Below are 16,208 nucleotides of genomic sequence, written 5' to 3'. Positions count from 1 at the left end.
GTAGCTGCTGCTGTCATGCTGGACTACACTTCTCTGACAGGATGAGGTGAATCCTTTATCAGGGAGACATGCAGCCCATGGCGAAAAGGTCCAATAACGGACAGAAGTCCGCCATGTCTGTCGGGTTTTTCCAGAAGTTGGCCTCGGGCACTCCTGGTGTCCTGTTTACCTACTGGCTAAGTGCTGACGGCCAGTCCCACCGCTACCCCTTCGTCAGCAATCAGGTGAAGGTGCTATTTGGTATCGATCCCTCGGTGCTGAATGAAAACGCCGATGAGGTGTTTTCGTTAATCCATCCTGACGATGCCGATGCCATCCTTGAAAGCATTCAGGAATCGGCGCTTACTCTCAACCCCTGGCGTTATCGGGCCCGCCTCAAATTGAAAACAGGCAATTATGAGTGGTTCGAGGCCCATTCAGAACCGGAGCGCCAGCCGGATGGCAGCACCATCTGGTATGGTCAGTTTCACAATATCCAGCATTACAAGGAACTGGAGCAGAGCCTGCGCGAAAGTGAAGCTGAGTTTTCGTTTCAGGCAGGTTTCCAGAAACTCATCGCCCGTCTCTCCACAGAGTTCATCAACCTCGGTTTCGGCACCATCGATCAGTGCATTGATGAACTCCTGACATCCATCGGTGAGTTCTTCGAGGTGGACCGCGCCTACCTGTACAGATTCTCCGAAGATTACGCACGCATGACCAATACCCATGAATGGTGCCGGGAAGGCGTGCCGTCCCTGATCGACACCCAGCAAGAGGTGTCGATCGAGGGTTTTCACTGGTGGCATGAACAGATCGACGGCATGGTGGCCGGGAACCGGGTGGTGTTCATTGAAGATGTCGACCGCCTTCCCCATGAGGCGGCCCCGGAGCGGGCTCTGTTGCAGGAGCAGGGTGTGTCGTCAATGTTTTGTGTACCCATCCGGGTACGGGGCAAGGTAACCGGTTTTTTTGGTGTGGATTCCATGCGTCGCCGAACCTGGCGTGAGGATCAGGCGGATTTGCTGATTATTGTTTCGGGCTTGCTGTCCGGGGCTCTTGAGCGTCACCGGCTGGAGGAGGAGCTGCTCAACCAGTCGATCCGGGACCCGCTGACCGGGTTACATAACCGCCGGTACCTGATGCCAAGGCTGGACGAGATGTTGGGCCGGAGTAATAGGCGCGGTGAAAAATTTGCTCTGGTGATGTTCGATATTGACCACTTCAAGCGGATCAATGATTCCATAGGACACCTCGGAGGCGACTATATCCTCCAGCGGTTTGCCGAGATTCTGATTCGCCAGACCCGATCCATGGATGTTGTATCGCGCTTTGGCGGAGAGGAGTTCATCGTTGTGTTCAGCGCCGTGGAACATGGCGATGTGCCTCAGCTGGTGCTCAGGATCCTCGAAGCTGTGCATGATGAAAGGTTCGTGTTTGATGGTCAGGCCATTGCGGTGACCGTCAGCGCTGGCGTGGCCGGCATCGATGAATTGACGGACAGCCCGGCAAGCCCGGATGCCCTGATTTCACTGGCAGACCACCGGCTGTACCTGGCCAAGCAAGCGGGCAGGGGCTGCCTTGTCGATGCATCAGGGACATTGCGCATATAAGAAAAGATCATTTCACCTCATATTACCAAACAGTATATCCTTAGAATCAAATGTAGATATATCAGGTCCGATAGAGGTGATAGTCATGAGCAACCCGATCGTTCAGCATTTCTTTGATGAACCTACCAACACCTTCAGTTACGTGGTGCGGGATCCGGAAGGCCAGGCCTGCGCGATCCTCGATTCGGTGCTGGACTTTGATTATGCCGCCGGTCGCACCGATGTTCGGTCGGCCGATGAGATTATTGACTTCATCCGCAGCAACAATCTGCAGGTTGAGTGGATCCTGGAAACCCACGTCCATGCCGATCACCTGTCTGCGGCGCCCTACCTGCACGAGAAGCTCGGTGGCAAAACCGGTATTGGCGCGCATATTCGAGACGTTCAGGAGATCTTTGGCAAGGCGTTTAATGCCGGTACCAAATTCCGGCGCGACGGCAGCCAGTTTGACCAGTTGTTCCAGGAGGGGGATACCTTCTTGATCGGTGGCCTTGAAGGGCATGTTTTGCACACGCCGGGCCACACCCCCGCCTGCCTGACTTACGTCATTGGTGATGCTGCCTTTGTCGGAGACACCCTGTTTATGCCGGACTATGGTACGGCACGGTGTGATTTCCCAGGTGGCGATGCCCGTATGCTCTACCATTCGATCCAGAAGGTGCTGTCGTTGCCGCCGGAAACCCGTATTTTTCTCTGCCACGACTACAAGGCTCCCGGCCGGGATGAATATCAGTACATGACCACGGTGGCGGAGCAGCGCAAGGCCAACATTCACGTTCACGAAGGCGTGTCCGAGGAAGAATTTGTGAAAATGCGCACCGAGCGGGACGCGACCCTGGACATGCCCCGGCTGATCGTGCCGTCAGTGCAGGTCAATATGCGTGCCGGACACATGCCGCCCGCCGAGGATAACGGTCAGGTGTACCTGAAAGTTCCGGTTAACCTGTTCTGAGGTTCCCGATGAACTTCAAACGCTATCTGCCTATCCTTGAGTGGGCGCCTCAGTATGGTCGTGGCCAGGCCACCAGTGACCTGGTGGCCGCGGTCATCGTGACTGTGATGCTGATCCCCCAGTCCCTGGCTTACGCGCTGCTGGCGGGTCTGCCTGCCCAGGTTGGCCTGTACGCCAGCATCCTGCCTCTGGTGATCTATGCTGTGTTCGGCACCAGCCGAACGCTGTCTGTCGGTCCGGTGGCGGTGGCTTCCCTGATGACAGCGGCAGCGCTCGCACCGCTTGCCGAAGCAGGTACCCCGGAATACGTTGCTGGTGCGGTTCTACTGGCGGTTATGTCGGGCCTGATGCTGACACTGATGGGCGTTTTCAGGCTCGGCTTCCTGGCCAATTTTCTGAGCCATCCGGTGATTTCCGGGTTTATTACCGCCTCCGGCATTGTGATCGCTGCCAGTCAGATCAAGCATATTTTCGGAATTCAGGCCTCCGGGCATAACCTGCTGGAAATTGGCCAGTCGCTTTTGCGTTCGATTGGCGACACCAATCTGGCCACCCTGGCCGTAGGCGCCGGGGCGCTGTTGTTCCTGGTACTGGCGCGTAAGCGCCTGAAGCCCCTTCTCATAGCGATGGGGCTGGCCCCGAGAGTGGCGGACATCCTGACCAAAACAGCGCCCATCCTGGCGGTTCTGGTGACAACCCTGGTGGCCTGGCAACTTCAGTTGGACAGCCAGGGCGTTCGTTTGGTTGGGGACGTACCCCGAGGATTGCCGGAGCTGGCCCTGCCCACTCTGGACATGGGGCTGTGGCAGCAGCTGGCGGTCAGTGCCCTGCTGATCAGCGTGGTGGGCTTTGTGGAATCGGTGTCTGTGGGCCAGACACTGGCCGCCAAACGCCGCCAGAGGATCGATCCGGATCAGGAGCTGATTGGTCTGGGCACCGCCAACCTTGGTGCCGGTCTGTCCGGTGGCATGCCGGTAACCGGGGGCTTCTCGCGCTCGGTGGTCAATTTTGATGCCGGTGCTGAAACCCCGGCCGCCGGGGCCTATGCGGCAGTGGGTATTGCCCTGGCAACGCTGTTCCTCACCCCGGCCATTGCCTGGCTGCCCCAGGCGACCCTGGCGGCCACCATTATCGTGGCCGTTGCCACCCTGATCGATCTGCCAGCACTGGGCCGAACCTGGCGCTATTCCCGCACCGATTTCGGTGCCATGCTTGCCACCATCGTGCTGACGCTGGTGCACAGTGTCGAGGCGGGCATTATCGCCGGGGTGGCGCTGTCTGTCGGACTGTTCCTGTATCGCACCAGCCGTCCCCACTGCGCGGTGGTTGGCCGGGTACCCGGCACGGAGCATTTTCGCAATGTGCTTCGTCACGAGGTGGAGTTGTGCCCGAAGGTCACCTTCCTTCGAGTGGATGAAAGCCTGTATTTCGCCAATGCCCGCTTCCTGGAGGAAACGGTGATGGATCTGGTGACACGGGAGCCGGAGTTAAAAGATCTGGTATTGGTCTGCCCGGCCGTGAACCTTGTGGATGCCTCCGCACTGGAGAGCCTGGAAGCGATCAATGAACGCCTGCGGGACGCCGGCGTCAGGTTGCATCTTTCCGAGGTGAAAGGCCCTGTGATGGATCGCCTAAAAAGCACGGAGCTGCTGGCCAATCTGGGGGGTGAGGTATTTCTCAGTACCTACGGGGCCTGGCAGAGCCTGACCGATAGGGGGCGGTTCAGACAACAAGTGGCCTGACGTCACAAGGTCCGCTTGCGCCGGGGGTGGGGCGGGCCGTTATCATGGTAGCTCCTCTCCGGTTTCAGCGGGACTGTACCATGGGAATGACCGAAAACCTGCTATCGACCGGCCAGTGGCTCGTTACTCTGCTACTGTTCCTGGTAATTCTGGCCCGGGCACTGCGTTCCATCGACTGGCAGGCGCTTCGTAAAGACAACGCCCTTCAGCACTCGTTTTTCGGCGCAGCAGTGGTGCTTGGTTTTGTCTGGCAATTGCGCGCCGGGATCTCGCCGGGTCTGGCGATTCATGTGTTCGGAATCACCGTGATTACCCTGATGCTGGGCTGGGCTCTGGCAGTCATGGCCGGCCTGCTGGCCCTGGTGATCACGGTTATTACAGGCCGTGAGCCGTTAGTGATGTTTGCCGCCAATGGCCTGGTGACGGTGATGGTGCCGGCTTTGGTCAGCCACTGGATCATGCTGTGGGAACGCCGGAAGAACTTCCGGAACTTCTTCGCCTACATCTTTTTCTGTGGCTTCTTCGGCGCGGGCATTTCGGTGGCGGCCGCCGGCGTCGTCATGTGCCTGATGCTCTGGAGTAGTGGTGTTTACACCTTCGACGAACTGGTGCACGAGTACCTGCGCTACCTGCCCCTGTTCATGATTCCGGAGGGCTTTGTGAACGGCACCTTCGTGACCGGTTTGATGGTGTTTCACCCGGACCGGCTGACAACCCTTGATCAGCGACGTTACCGATAACGCCGTACCCGGTCAGATGCCCTCGCCAGAGGCCAGAACCGGGTTGAGCGCATCGCCACTTTTACCGGTTTCTACCCGTTCCTGCCACTGGCGTGCCCAGCCCAGAACCTCGCTGGCGGGCATCGGACGGGCGATGCCATAGCCTTGCACAAAGTTGCAGCCCATGTGCCTGAGCGCCCGGGCGTGTTCCATGGTTTCAACACCTTCTGCCAATACCGGATGGGCGAACCGCTGGGCCAGGAAGATCACACTTTCCACAATGGCGTGGTCGCTGGCATCCTCAAGCATGTTGCGCACGAAACTCTGGTCGATCTTGATAATGTTCACCGGCAGCGTGCGCAGGTAGGTAAGCGACGAGAAACCGGTGCCGAAGTCATCCAGGGCCACCTGCAGTCCCAGGGTCTGGCACCGGGCCAGGACATTGCTGGCCCGCTTGGTGTCTTCAAGGGCCGTTGACTCCAGCACTTCCAGGGTAATCTGCCCCGGGTTCACCTCCGGATGGCTGTGCAGATAGCTTTCCAGGTAGTCGGCAAAGCTGCGGTCCATCAGATGCGGCGCGCTGATATTGATGCTGACGGCCAGATCCTCGCCCGCTTCCTTCCAGGCGTTCATCTGATAAATGGCCTCTTTCAGCACCCACTGGCCTAGTGGAACTTCCAGATGACTGTTCTCGACGATGGGAAGGAATTCGCCAGGCGAGACAAGGCCCTTTTCAGGATGATTCCAACGGATCAGCGCCTCAAAACCAAACAATTGGCTATCGGTGATCCGGACCTGGGGCTGGAAATATAGCTCGAATTCATCGTTTTCCAGAGCCCGGGTGATATCCACCAGCTGATTCCGGCGATTCCGGCGATGCTCATCAAGGCCTGGGTCGAAGAAGTGATACTGATTACGGCCCTTTTCTTTGGCTGAGTACATGGCCTGGTCAGCATGGCGGATCAGACCTTCGGCGTCTGCCCCGTCTTCCGGATAGCGCGTGATGCCGAGGCTCGCCGTCAGGGTGACGCTCTGGTCTCCTACAGCAACAGGCTTGCCAACGGTGGCAAGAATGCGCTGATAGACTGCGTCGTGGTTGTCGTCGCCCTGGAGCAGCAGAACAAATTCGTCACCGCCAATCCGGGCCACGCTGTCGCCACTGCGCAATGCCCGGGTCAGCCGTTCAGACAGGGTTCGCAGAGTCTGGTCGCCGGCTGCATGGCCCAGCCGGTCATTGATGGCCTTGAAGCCGTCCAGGTCGAGGTAGCAGACCGACAGGCTGCGACGCTGCCGGTCCGCATGATTGCGGGCGGTGCGCAGCCGCTCTTCCAGGAGTTGTCGGTTCGGCAGCCCGGTCAGGTCATCGTAGTTGGCCGCCCGGTCCAGTTCCCTGGCGTGGTTCTTGAGGGCGGTAATATCGGAAAACGCCGCCACGTGGTAGTACTGCCCGGGCTCCTCCAGGTGAACACGGCTGATGGAGAGCAGTTCAATGTATTCCTCGCCGTTCTTCCGGCGGTTCCAGATTTCACCGCGCCAGTGGTCGGTTTTTTCAATCGACTGCCACATGGACCGGTAGTATTCCCTGGAATGCCGACCGGAACTGAGAATGGCCGGGTTGAGTCCCAGCACTTCATCCCGGCTGTAACCGGTAATCCGTGAGAACGCCGGATTTACATCCAGCATCCGGTTTGACTGATCGGAGATCATGATGGCTTCATGGCTGCGGTCAAATACGCTGGCAGCGATGCGCAGGCCGCGTTCACTGTTCTTCCGGTCTGAAATATTGTTCTGGATGGCAATGAAGCCCGGTGCAATCCCCTGCTCACCGCCAATCGGCACACAATAGGTATGTACCCAGTAAGGTGTGCCGCTCTTGGTGTAGTGAAGAATATCCTCTTCGATCACTTCGCCACAGTGCAGCTTCTGGTTAATGCGTTTTACGGTATTGGCGTCTGTGTTTGGTCCATAAAGGACCTCCCTCGGGAAGCGCCCCCGGATTTCAGCCAGCGAATAACCGGTGTGTTGCTCAAAGCTGGGATTGACCCACTCGATACGTCCCGCTTCATTCAGCATGATCAGCAGGTTCGGTGTTGCTGATGCAACCAGGGCAAGGCGATTTGGGTCTATGTCTGAAGGGGGGGATATCTTGGTCGGGGGTTTGGGCATGTGAGTCGTAATCTGTCTTTTCCGGCGGATATATGTGTGAACTCTCCTCCCTGTGAGATCTGTGCCGATGGTACCAGTTGAGCAGAAATTCATTGCTAAATGGTTGAACGGAATTGATGGATGTCAGTTTTTTGCCATATTGTTTTTATGTTTACTGGCGCCAGCGGGAATGCTTCTGCAATTTTCGCTGCAACGTCCGGCGGTGCATGTTCAGGGCCCGGGCGGTCGCTGATACGTTGCCGTCGTTATCACTGAGTATCCGCTGAATGTGTTCCCACTCCATCTCTTCTACCGAGGGGGGCGCCTTCCGGAGGTCTGGCAGACCATCGAGCGGCTCAAACCCCGCAAGCAGCTGATTGACCGTCACCGGCTTGCACAGGTAGTTCACGGCACCCCGGCGCATGGCCTCGACAGCGGTAGCGATGCTGCCGTAACCGGTCAATACGAGGACCTCCAGATCCGGACTCATGTCCAGCAGTTCGGGCAACAGTTGCAGGCCGCTTTCACCCGCGAGGTTCAGATCCAGAACGCACCGGTGAACGTTGCTGGCCACCAGTGCCTCTCTGGCCTCCTGGTGGCTCCGGGCCAGTCGGGATTCAATGCCCTGCCGACTCAGGGAGCGCTGAAGGACCTGCAGGAAGGCGTCGTCGTCATCAATAAGCAGCCAGGCCCGTTGTTCGCTCACGTAATTCCCCCTCGGTGCCTGTTGTTATCCGTTGCGATCGGCAGATCAATAATCATGGTGGTGCCGTCGTTCGTAACCCGGGCTTTCAGCGTGCCCCCGAGTCGCTGAATGGTCGCGTTAGACAGGAACAGACCAACCCCGAGGCCATTTTCTGAACTCACAACCTGTTCGCCAAGAGCCCCCTCAAGGGTAGACTCCAGGCCATCTCCATGGTCCTCAACAATCATTTCCAACCGCCCTCCGGCCCCCTCTCGGGCACTGATGGCAACCCAGGATGGGCTGGCGGTTACCGCGTTGGCCAACAGGTTCAGGACGGCCTGGTCAAGCGTGGCATCCACCGCCACAGGGCAGGCGGGAAACGGTTGTTGCCATTCCATAGCCGCCCCGGGCCACAGCAGAGTGGCGGATTCGCGCAACCGCAGGATCCAGTCCCGGGCTGCCAGGGTTTCCAGTTGTGAGGTCTTGGCCTGCATGGCTGCGGTGGACAGTTGCTGCAGATGCCCGCTGCAGAGCCCCAACTGCTTCTCCATCAGTGCAAGATCGTCTGCAAGAGGGTCTTTTCCTGCCACTTCGGATTTCATCTCTCCCACCAGCAGGGTCATGGTATTCAAAGGTGTACCCAGCCGATGGGCTATGGCGGCAGCAGAAAGCCCCAGGGCGATGATCTGCTCATCCCGCAGCCGTGTTTCCCTAATTTGTGCCAGCTGTGACTGCTGCTGACGGAGGCGGCGGGCCAGCGCCCCAACAACGAGAAGCAGAATGGCTGCGGTAATGGCAAAGGTCACCCACATGCCCACCAGATGCAACTGCGCCAGATTGGCATTGTGGTTCTCGTGGGTAAGCGGCGTGTGCCATAGCACCAGAGAGGTGTAAACCGTGACCCCGACAACGGTTACCGCGATGCTCTGGCTCAGTGGTACCAGGATGATAGCCACGGCAATGGGCAGTAATAGTAAGGAGACCAGAGGGTTGGTGTAACCACCGGTGAGGTACAGCCAGGCGCCGATCAACAGCAAATCGGCAATCAAGACCAGACTGACCGCCCTGGCGGAGTGGGGTGGGCGCCGGGTAAACCAGAGCCAACCGAGTGTCGCCACCACAGCATACGCCAGGCTCAGGATCAGGGCTTCGGCTCGGTGCGCCAGGGTTATCATGGCTTCGGCAACGGCAATCGCGATCAGCTGAAGAGCGACAATAGTCAGCCGCATACCCAGCAGGTAGCGGGCAGCCTGTTGAAAACCAGTCTGTGAGTGGGTCAGCCATTCCATGGGCTGGATTCTATCTCCGCGCCATCGCAAGGGATACCCCCTTGGGGGTGCGGCATTGTGTCTCAAGCCGGCGACCTGGTTTGTCCTTATCATCAACGGCAGTTAATCCGACTTTTCTCGCTCCCGTGATGATTAAGGAAACCTCAGGCATGACCGTAAAGCCCTTGACACGACTTATCGGCCTGATAATGGCCGGGTGTGTCGCTGCACCTGCTTTTTCCCAGGCTCAGGATGACGACCAGTTATTGATTCGTATCACCGAAGGCCAGTCCGTCGAGGCGGCCCGGTTGTCTGAAGCGGCACTGGCATCTGAGCCCGTCACCAGGCTGGACTCGAATCCGGCTGTATCGTTCTCCCGTCTCGGGGGGGGTGGTCTGGACCCGGTGATTCGCGGACAGGGTCAGGAGCGGGTGGATGTCCTGCTCGATGGCATGCGGGTGGAAGGTGCCTGTCCAAACCGGATGGACCCGCCCACCAGTCGGCTGAGTTCCGCACTGCCTCAGGTGCTGGAGGTTCGCACCAGCAACCGCACCCTGCGATGGGGGCCCATTGCCGGCGGTCAGGTGGTGGCCACCACGGCGGCGCCGGAATTTGCTGACGGTAACCGGACGACCGGTCATCTCACCGCTGGCGGCTCCGATAATGGCGACGGCAGGCTGATCAATGGCAGTGCTGCGCTGGGTAACCGCGACAATTATCTGCGCCTTTCCGCAGGTTATGAGGAGGCAGATGATTACGAGGATGGCGATGGCAACGAGGTCCGGAGCGCCTTCGAGAACACCGAGGGGCGCCTGGACAGTGCCTGGACAGCGAGCAATGGTTTCTATGTCAAAGGTTTGGTCAGTCGTCAGCAAGAGCGGGACGTAAAGTATGCGTCGGGGATGGATGCACCGAAGACCGACACCGACATGGTTCGGCTGGAAGTGGGCGCGCCGGTGGCTAACGGCGGCTGGAACCTGATGGCCTGGCAGGCGGATGTGGATCATGTCATGGACAACTTCAGCCTGCGTGAGCCCCCGGTGATGATGGGGGTGCCCATGAAAATGCAGACCCTTTCGGAAACCCGGACCCTGGGCGCCCGCCTGACGCTGGACCAGACCATCAACTACACCAAGGACATTGCAGTGGGTGTGGATGTAGAGAGCAACACCTGGGATGCCACCATGTACAACGGCATGGATCTGACCAATGTCGGCTCATTCCTGTGGCCAGATGTTGAGCGTGACCGTATTGGGTTGTTCTTTGAGGCGTTTCACCGGATCCGCAGCGACATGCGCCTGGGTGCGGGCATTCGTTACGATCGGCTAGAGATGGACGCCAATCGGGCCGATGAGACGTTCATCATGAAGCCCGGCGCGATGCCCATGTCGCCGGCATCGATCTACCAGAATGTCTACGACGTTAACGATACCAACGTGACCGACGACAACGTCAGTGGCTTTATGACCGGCGAGTGGCGTGTCTCCCCAATCAACACGCTGGAGCTGACCGCCTCTCACAGCGTGCGCTCACCGGGTGTTAATGAACGTTATGTGGCCAAGGGGGCCAGCTGGGTCGGTAATCCCGGCCTCGAGACCGAAAAGCATCAGAAGCTGGAGCTCAGCCTTGCAGGGCAGAGTGACGGCTGGCAATGGCGACCCGCCATCTGGGTCGATGAAGTGGATGATTTCGTGTTGCGCTACGAGCCGGCACCGGATGTCATCCGTTACAAAAATGTCGATGCCCGCCTGCTGGGAGTGGAGGGCGAGCTGGGCTGGAGCAATGGCGCCTGGAGTGCCACCGGCAGGCTGGCGAGTGTCCGGGGAACCAACAACGACACGGACCAACCGTTGCCACGGATTCCGCCAGTACAGTACATCCAGACTTTGGGCTGGCACCATATGGGCCACAGCATCGAGGCGCAATGGCTGCTGGCGCGACGGCAGGACCAGATTGATGAAGCATCCGGACTCGATCCGAGTACTTCCCCCGGTTACGGCGTGTTCAGTCTTAATGGCAGTCACCCCCTGATAGACCACCTGACCCTGAGTTGGGCGGTGGACAATGTGTTCGACAAGACCTGGGCACCACACGTCAGCCGGGAAGACTTGTTCACCGGTGAAGCCTATAGGGTCAACGAACCGGGCCGGACTTTCCGGGCGGTACTCACTGCTCGCTGGTAAGTAACAGAATGGCGGTTACCCGCTTCTCATAGCCGGCGGGTGACTTTCTTGCCCCGGGTGGAACCAACTCCTCCACCAGGGGCTTTTTTCTGCCTGCTTGAAATTTGTTCCACCTCAATTCCAGATCTGGCTTCATGAACTATGCTGTTGTCATGCAGACCTGGACTAGCGCGCGCGGCGCCTAAGGACCTGTTCAGCCTCTTGAGGTGCCCGGAGGGGACCTGTCTGCACCATGCGATTAAGGAAGGAGACGCATCGTGACTGAAGACAAAAAGCCGGAAGCAAGTCCCGAAAACCCCGAAAACGATCTTGCCTCGCGGTTCCCTACCGCCTACACCATTCTGTTCTGCCTGATTGTTCTGGTCGCTGCTCTGACCTGGATCATTCCAGCCGGGCAGTATGAGCGGGCCATGAATGAAGAGGTCGGGCGAGAGGTCGCTGTTCCGGGCACCTACGAGACCGTAGACCCCAATCCTCAGGGCTTTATTGACGTGATGCTGGCGCCGACGGCGGGATTCTATGATCCGGACAGTTACGTGGCGAATGCCATCGATGTTGCACTATTTGTGCTGTTTCTTGGCGGCTTTCTGGGCGTGATGAACGCAACAGGTGCCATTGATACCGGCATACGCAGCGCCATGCGCCATCTCGAAGGCCGTGAAATCTGGATGATTCCTATCCTGATGACGCTGTTTGCCCTGGGTGGAACAACCTATGGCATGGCGGAGGAGACCCTGGCCTTTTACGCCATTCTGATCCCCGTGATACTCGCCGCCGGGTACGATGCGGTCACCGGTGTTGCCATCATCCTGATTGGTGCCGGGATTGGCGTTCTGGGTTCCACTATCAACCCGTTTGCTACTGTTATTGCGGCAAATGCCGCCGGTATTCCGTTTACCGACGGTATCGTGCTGCGCTTCATTCTGCTGATCGGCGGCCTGCTGATCTGTATCGGGTATGTCATGCATTACGCCCATCGTGTGAAGGCAGACCCGTCACGGTCTGTGGTGGCAAAACAATGGCCGGCCCACAAGAAATTGTTCCTGAAGGACGGCGGCGAAGAAATCCACAGCGCCAACCTGACGACCACCCAGATTATTGCTCTGATCATCTTCGCGTTGACCTTTGCAGTGATGATCTGGGGTGTCTCTTCCCAAGGCTGGTGGATGGCCCGTATGGGAGCCCTGTTTTTTGGTGCGGCTATCGTGATTGGCATCGTTGCGCGATTGGGTGAGAAGAAACTGACCGGCAGCTTTGTCGATGGCGCCCGGGATCTTCTTGGGGTTGCCCTGGTGGTTGGTCTTGCCCGGGGCATCGTGGTGATCATGGAACAGGGCATGATTGCCGACACCATTCTACACAGCGCGGAAACCTCACTGGGCGGGCTGCCGGAGCTGGCGTTCATCAACCTGATGTTCTGGATTGAGGTGGGCATGAGTTTCTTTGTGCCCTCTTCCTCCGGGCTGGCGGTTCTGTCCATGCCGATTCTGGCGCCGCTGGCGGACTTCGCGAACGTGGGGCGTGACTTGGTGGTGACCGCCTACCAGTCTGCCAACGGTCTGGTAAACCTGATCAATCCCACCTTTGCGGTTGTGGTTGGTGGGCTGGCCATCGGGCGGGTGTCCTACGATCGCTGGCTGGCGTTTATCTGGCCGTTGCTGCTGATTCTGACGGTGTTTATTAGCGTGATCATCAGCGTCGGCACACTGTTGTGAAGCCTGTTGTGAACCCGCTGTGAACACGCGACAAAAGGAGTTTTGTCATGCCAGAACAAACACTTGGAGTGCATTCTGAAACCGGAACCCTGCGCCAGGTCATTGTCTGCCGGCCTGGTCTGGCCCACCGGCGGCTGACACCGTCCAACTGCGATGCCCTGCTGTTTGACGATGTGTTCTGGGTCAAGCAGGCCCAGAAGGATCACGACGTGTTTGCCGCGGTCATGCGGGGCCGCGGTGTCGAGGTTCTCGATGTCAACGAGCTGCTGGCGGAAACGCTGGCGATTCCGGAAGGCCGGGCCTGGATTCTGGACCACCGGATCAACTGGAACCACATTGGCGTCGGCATGGTGTCGGATCTGCGGGCCTGGATGGACGAACTGCCCGAAACAGCGCTGGCGGAGTTCCTGATTGGTGGCCTGGAGGTGGCGGATCTGCCCTTTGATCCGGTGGGTCTGTTTGGCAACCACCTCGGTCACTTCGGATTCGTGCTGCCTCCGTTGCCCAACTTCCTGTTCACCCGGGATAACAGCGCCTGGGTTTATGGCGGGGTTACCCTGAACCCGATGTACTGGGCGGCCCGAAAGCCGGAAACCCTTCTGATGACCGCTATCTACAAGTTCCACCCGGCATTTGCCGGCAAGGTCACGGTGCACTGGGGCGATCCACTGGTCGATCATGGCCTGGCCACCCTGGAGGGCGGCGACATCATGCCCCTGGGTAATCGCACGGTGCTGGTGGGCATGGGCGAACGGTCCTCGCCCCAGGCCATTGGCCAGCTTTCAAAAGCCCTGTTCGATGGCGGTATGGTGGATCGGGTGATTGCCTGCCAGTTGCCCAAATCCCGCTCGGCCATGCACCTGGATACGGTGTTTACCTTCTGCGGGGGCAACGTAGTGACGGCGTTCAAGGAGGTGGCGGATGCCGTAATCTGCTACGACCTGAGGCCCGGCGAAGGCGCCAAAACTCTGGCCTTTAATCAGGACACCCGGCATCTGTTTGAGGTGGTCGCGGAGATTCTCGGCTATCCGGCCCTGGAGGTTGTGCCAACGGGTGGTGACACTCCGGAAGAGCGTGAGCGGGAACAGTGGAACGACGGCAATAATGTGCTGGCGCTGAGTCCCGGCGTGGTTGTCGGTTACGACCGTAACGACGATACCAATGCGGCCTTGGCGGCGGCGGGTATCGAGGTTCTTACAATACCGGGTGCCGAGCTGGGGCGGGGCCGGGGCGGCGGTCGCTGTATGAGCTGCCCAACTATTAGGGATGCTGTCTGACAGCGAAGGAGACGTTCCATGGCTTTTAATCTCAAGAACCGACATTTTTTGACGCTGAGAGACTTTACACAACGGGAAATCAGTTTCCTGCTGAAGCTGTCGGCGGACCTCAAAACGGCCAAGTACGCAGGCACTGAGGTGCCGAAACTCGAGGGCAAGGACATTGCGCTGATCTTCGAGAAAAACTCCACCCGAACCCGGGTCGGGTTCGAAGTCGCCGCCTTCGATCAGGGCGCCCGGGTGACTTATCTGGGGCCGACCGGTACTCACATAGGCCACAAGGAATCGGTGAAGGACACCGCGCGGGTGCTTGGCCGGGTCTACGATGCCATCGAGTATCGGGGGTTCGGGCAGACCGTTGTCGAAGAACTGGCCCAGTACGCGGGCGTGCCGGTCTATAACGGTCTGACCAATGAGTTCCATCCGACCCAGATCCTGGCGGACTTCCTGACCATGCAGGAGCACGTGGAAAAGCCGCTGAGGGAGGTGGCCTATGTGTTTATCGGCGATGCCGCCAACAACATGGGCGACAGCCTGCTGATCGGCGGTGCCAAGATGGGTATGGATGTACGTTTGTGTGCGCCACAGGCCTGCTGGCCGAATCAGGCCGTGCAGGATGAGGCCGCCGCCCTGGCGGCAGAAACCGGTGCCCGGATCACCATCACCGAGGATGTTGATGCCGCGGTGGCCGGTGTCGATTTTGTCTATACCGATGTCTGGGTCTCCATGGGCGAGCCGAAAGAAAAATGGGCCGAACGCATCAAGCTGCTAATGCCGTATCAGGTCAATGCGGCCCTGATGGCGAAAACCGGCAATCCCCGGGTGAGATTCATGCACTGCCTGCCAGCCTTTCACAACACCGAGACGGTGGTCGGGAAGGAGATTCAGGAGACCTATGGCCTTGATGCCATGGAGGTGACTGACGACGTGTTCGAAAGCCCCGCCTCCATTGTTTTCGATCAGGCCGAGAACCGGATGCATACCATCAAGGCCGTCCTCGTGGCGACCCTGGGAGGCTGACATGCTGGTGGTGGCAGCCTTGGGTGGTAACGCCCTTCTGAAACGCGGGGAGCCGCTGACCGCGGAGGTTCAACGCAGCAACGTAAAAACGGCTGCGCTTTCGCTGGCAGGTATTGTCCGTGCCGGCCACGACCTGGTTGTCACTCACGGCAACGGTCCGCAGGTAGGTTTGCTGGCCTTGCAGGGCGCGTCCTACAAGCCGGATGAGGCCTACCCGCTGGATGTCCTGGGTGCGGAAACCGAGGGCATGATCGGCTATATGATCGAGCAGGAACTGGAAAATGCTCTCGGCCATGACCGGCCGGTCGCGACGTTGCTGACACAAGTGGTGGTGGACCCCAAGGACCCTGCGTTCGAAAAACCGACCAAGTTTGTCGGGCCCGTTTATGACCGCGAGGAGGCTGAGCGCCGGGCCGCCGGTGCGAACTGGAGTATTGCGCCGGATGGTGACAAATGGCGCCGGGTGGTGCCTTCTCCGAAACCGCTGGAAATACCGGACATGCGCGTACTGAAGTTACTGCTCGACCAGGGCGTGGTCGTGGTGTGTGCCGGCGGTGGTGGGATCCCGGTGCTGAGACGGGAAGACGGCAGCATGGTCGGCATTGAAGCGGTCATCGACAAGGATGCCGCCAGTGCCTTGCTGGCCCGGCAACTGGGGGCGGACGCATTGCTCCTGTTGACCGATGTCGATGCCGTCTACCGGGATTATGGCACCGATCAGGCGGCACCGGTTTCCGAACTGACGGTGACCAAGGCTCAGGCCCTGGATATGCCCGCCGGCTCCATGGGCCCCAAGCTCCAGGCCGCCTGCGATTTTGCCCAGTCCGGCGGGATCAGCGGCATCGGCCGGCTGCAAGATGCCGTGGCCATTCTTGAAGGATCGGCGGGCACTCGCGTGTCCGCCGGGTAA

The 16,208-nt window shown here is 59.0% G+C and carries 12 protein-coding genes; 9 read left to right on the top strand and 3 right to left on the bottom strand.

Annotation, left to right across the window (positions count from 1 at the left end):
• Window positions 1-77: 77 nt before the first annotated feature.
• The 4 genes from ACN0XM_RS01650 to ACN0XM_RS01635 all read left to right on the top strand — a co-directional run bounded on the left by ACN0XM_RS01650 (window position 78) and on the right by ACN0XM_RS01635 (window position 5,026).
• Entirely contained in the window at window positions 78-1,592 is a 1,515-nt protein-coding gene (locus tag ACN0XM_RS01650) for a diguanylate cyclase (RefSeq protein WP_417565171.1), read from the top strand.
• Window positions 1,593-1,677: 85 nt separating this feature from the next.
• A complete protein-coding gene (locus tag ACN0XM_RS01645) occupies window positions 1,678-2,544 on the top strand; it encodes an MBL fold metallo-hydrolase (RefSeq protein WP_417565170.1) in 867 nt (288 codons plus the stop codon).
• A gap of 8 nt (window positions 2,545-2,552) precedes the next feature.
• Window positions 2,553-4,286: a SulP family inorganic anion transporter gene (locus ACN0XM_RS01640; protein ID WP_417565169.1), complete on the top strand. Its 1,734-nt coding sequence runs from the start codon at window positions 2,553-2,555 to the stop codon at window positions 4,284-4,286.
• Window positions 4,287-4,366: 80 nt separating this feature from the next.
• Window positions 4,367-5,026, top strand: a complete 660-nt coding sequence (locus ACN0XM_RS01635; RefSeq protein WP_417565168.1) for an energy-coupling factor ABC transporter permease — start codon at window positions 4,367-4,369, stop codon at window positions 5,024-5,026.
• Between the two features lie 12 nt (window positions 5,027-5,038).
• Here ACN0XM_RS01635 and ACN0XM_RS01630 read toward each other — a convergent pair whose 3' ends face one another.
• The 3 genes from ACN0XM_RS01630 to ACN0XM_RS01620 form a co-directional block, all read right to left on the bottom strand.
• A complete protein-coding gene (locus tag ACN0XM_RS01630) occupies window positions 5,039-7,171 on the bottom strand; it encodes an EAL domain-containing protein (protein WP_417565167.1) in 2,133 nt (710 codons plus the stop codon).
• A gap of 151 nt (window positions 7,172-7,322) precedes the next feature.
• Window positions 7,323-7,856 carry a response regulator transcription factor gene (locus ACN0XM_RS01625; RefSeq protein WP_417565166.1) on the bottom strand — a complete coding sequence of 178 codons (534 nt, stop codon included), beginning with the start codon at window positions 7,854-7,856 and terminating at the stop codon, window positions 7,323-7,325.
• The gene (locus ACN0XM_RS01620; RefSeq protein WP_417565165.1) at window positions 7,853-9,124 is read right to left on the bottom strand and encodes a sensor histidine kinase; all 1,272 of its coding nucleotides are present in this window, start codon (window positions 9,122-9,124) and stop codon (window positions 7,853-7,855) included. Before ACN0XM_RS01620 ends, ACN0XM_RS01625 begins: the two co-directional genes overlap by 4 nt.
• A gap of 149 nt (window positions 9,125-9,273) precedes the next feature.
• On the opposite strand from ACN0XM_RS01620, the gene ACN0XM_RS01615 reads away from it, so the two are divergent.
• From ACN0XM_RS01615 to arcC, 5 genes are all read left to right on the top strand, one after another.
• The gene (locus tag ACN0XM_RS01615) at window positions 9,274-11,286 is read left to right on the top strand and encodes a TonB-dependent receptor domain-containing protein (RefSeq protein ID WP_417565164.1); all 2,013 of its coding nucleotides are present in this window, start codon (window positions 9,274-9,276) and stop codon (window positions 11,284-11,286) included.
• Between the two features lie 257 nt (window positions 11,287-11,543).
• Window positions 11,544-13,001, top strand: coding sequence for a YfcC family protein (locus ACN0XM_RS01610; RefSeq protein WP_417565163.1), 1,458 nt, complete (start codon window positions 11,544-11,546; stop codon window positions 12,999-13,001).
• 47 nt (window positions 13,002-13,048) lie between these two features.
• Window positions 13,049-14,278, top strand: coding sequence for an arginine deiminase (locus ACN0XM_RS01605; protein ID WP_417565162.1), 1,230 nt, complete (start codon window positions 13,049-13,051; stop codon window positions 14,276-14,278).
• A gap of 18 nt (window positions 14,279-14,296) precedes the next feature.
• Window positions 14,297-15,298, top strand: a complete 1,002-nt coding sequence (locus ACN0XM_RS01600; protein ID WP_417565161.1) for an ornithine carbamoyltransferase — start codon at window positions 14,297-14,299, stop codon at window positions 15,296-15,298.
• A gap of 1 nt (window position 15,299) precedes the next feature.
• Entirely contained in the window at window positions 15,300-16,208 is a 909-nt protein-coding gene (arcC, locus tag ACN0XM_RS01595; RefSeq protein ID WP_417565160.1) for a carbamate kinase, read from the top strand.

The sequence above is a fragment of the Marinobacter sp. genome, from assembly GCF_048269445.1.
Classification (GTDB): domain Bacteria; phylum Pseudomonadota; class Gammaproteobacteria; order Pseudomonadales; family Oleiphilaceae; genus Marinobacter.
The sequence above is the reverse complement of the archived record's forward strand: the minus strand, read 5'-3'. Positions and strand labels throughout refer to the sequence as shown.

What these genes read in the sequence shown, in the direction of transcription:
- ACN0XM_RS01645 (WP_417565170.1), top strand. Translation starts at nt 1,678, where the DNA reads ATGAGCAACCCGATCGTTCAGCATTTCTTTGATGAACCTACCAACACC.
- arcC (WP_417565160.1), top strand. Translation starts at nt 15,300, where the DNA reads ATGCTGGTGGTGGCAGCCTTGGGTGGTAACGCCCTTCTGAAACGCGGG.
- ACN0XM_RS01615 (WP_417565164.1), top strand. Translation starts at nt 9,274, where the DNA reads ATGACCGTAAAGCCCTTGACACGACTTATCGGCCTGATAATGGCCGGG.
- ACN0XM_RS01635 (WP_417565168.1), top strand. Translation starts at nt 4,367, where the DNA reads ATGGGAATGACCGAAAACCTGCTATCGACCGGCCAGTGGCTCGTTACT.
- ACN0XM_RS01620 (WP_417565165.1), bottom strand. Translation starts at nt 9,124, where the DNA reads ATGGAATGGCTGACCCACTCACAGACTGGTTTTCAACAGGCTGCCCGC.
- ACN0XM_RS01650 (WP_417565171.1), top strand. Translation starts at nt 78, where the DNA reads ATGGCGAAAAGGTCCAATAACGGACAGAAGTCCGCCATGTCTGTCGGG.
- ACN0XM_RS01600 (WP_417565161.1), top strand. Translation starts at nt 14,297, where the DNA reads ATGGCTTTTAATCTCAAGAACCGACATTTTTTGACGCTGAGAGACTTT.
- ACN0XM_RS01605 (WP_417565162.1), top strand. Translation starts at nt 13,049, where the DNA reads ATGCCAGAACAAACACTTGGAGTGCATTCTGAAACCGGAACCCTGCGC.
- ACN0XM_RS01630 (WP_417565167.1), bottom strand. Translation starts at nt 7,171, where the DNA reads ATGCCCAAACCCCCGACCAAGATATCCCCCCCTTCAGACATAGACCCA.
- ACN0XM_RS01640 (WP_417565169.1), top strand. Translation starts at nt 2,553, where the DNA reads ATGAACTTCAAACGCTATCTGCCTATCCTTGAGTGGGCGCCTCAGTAT.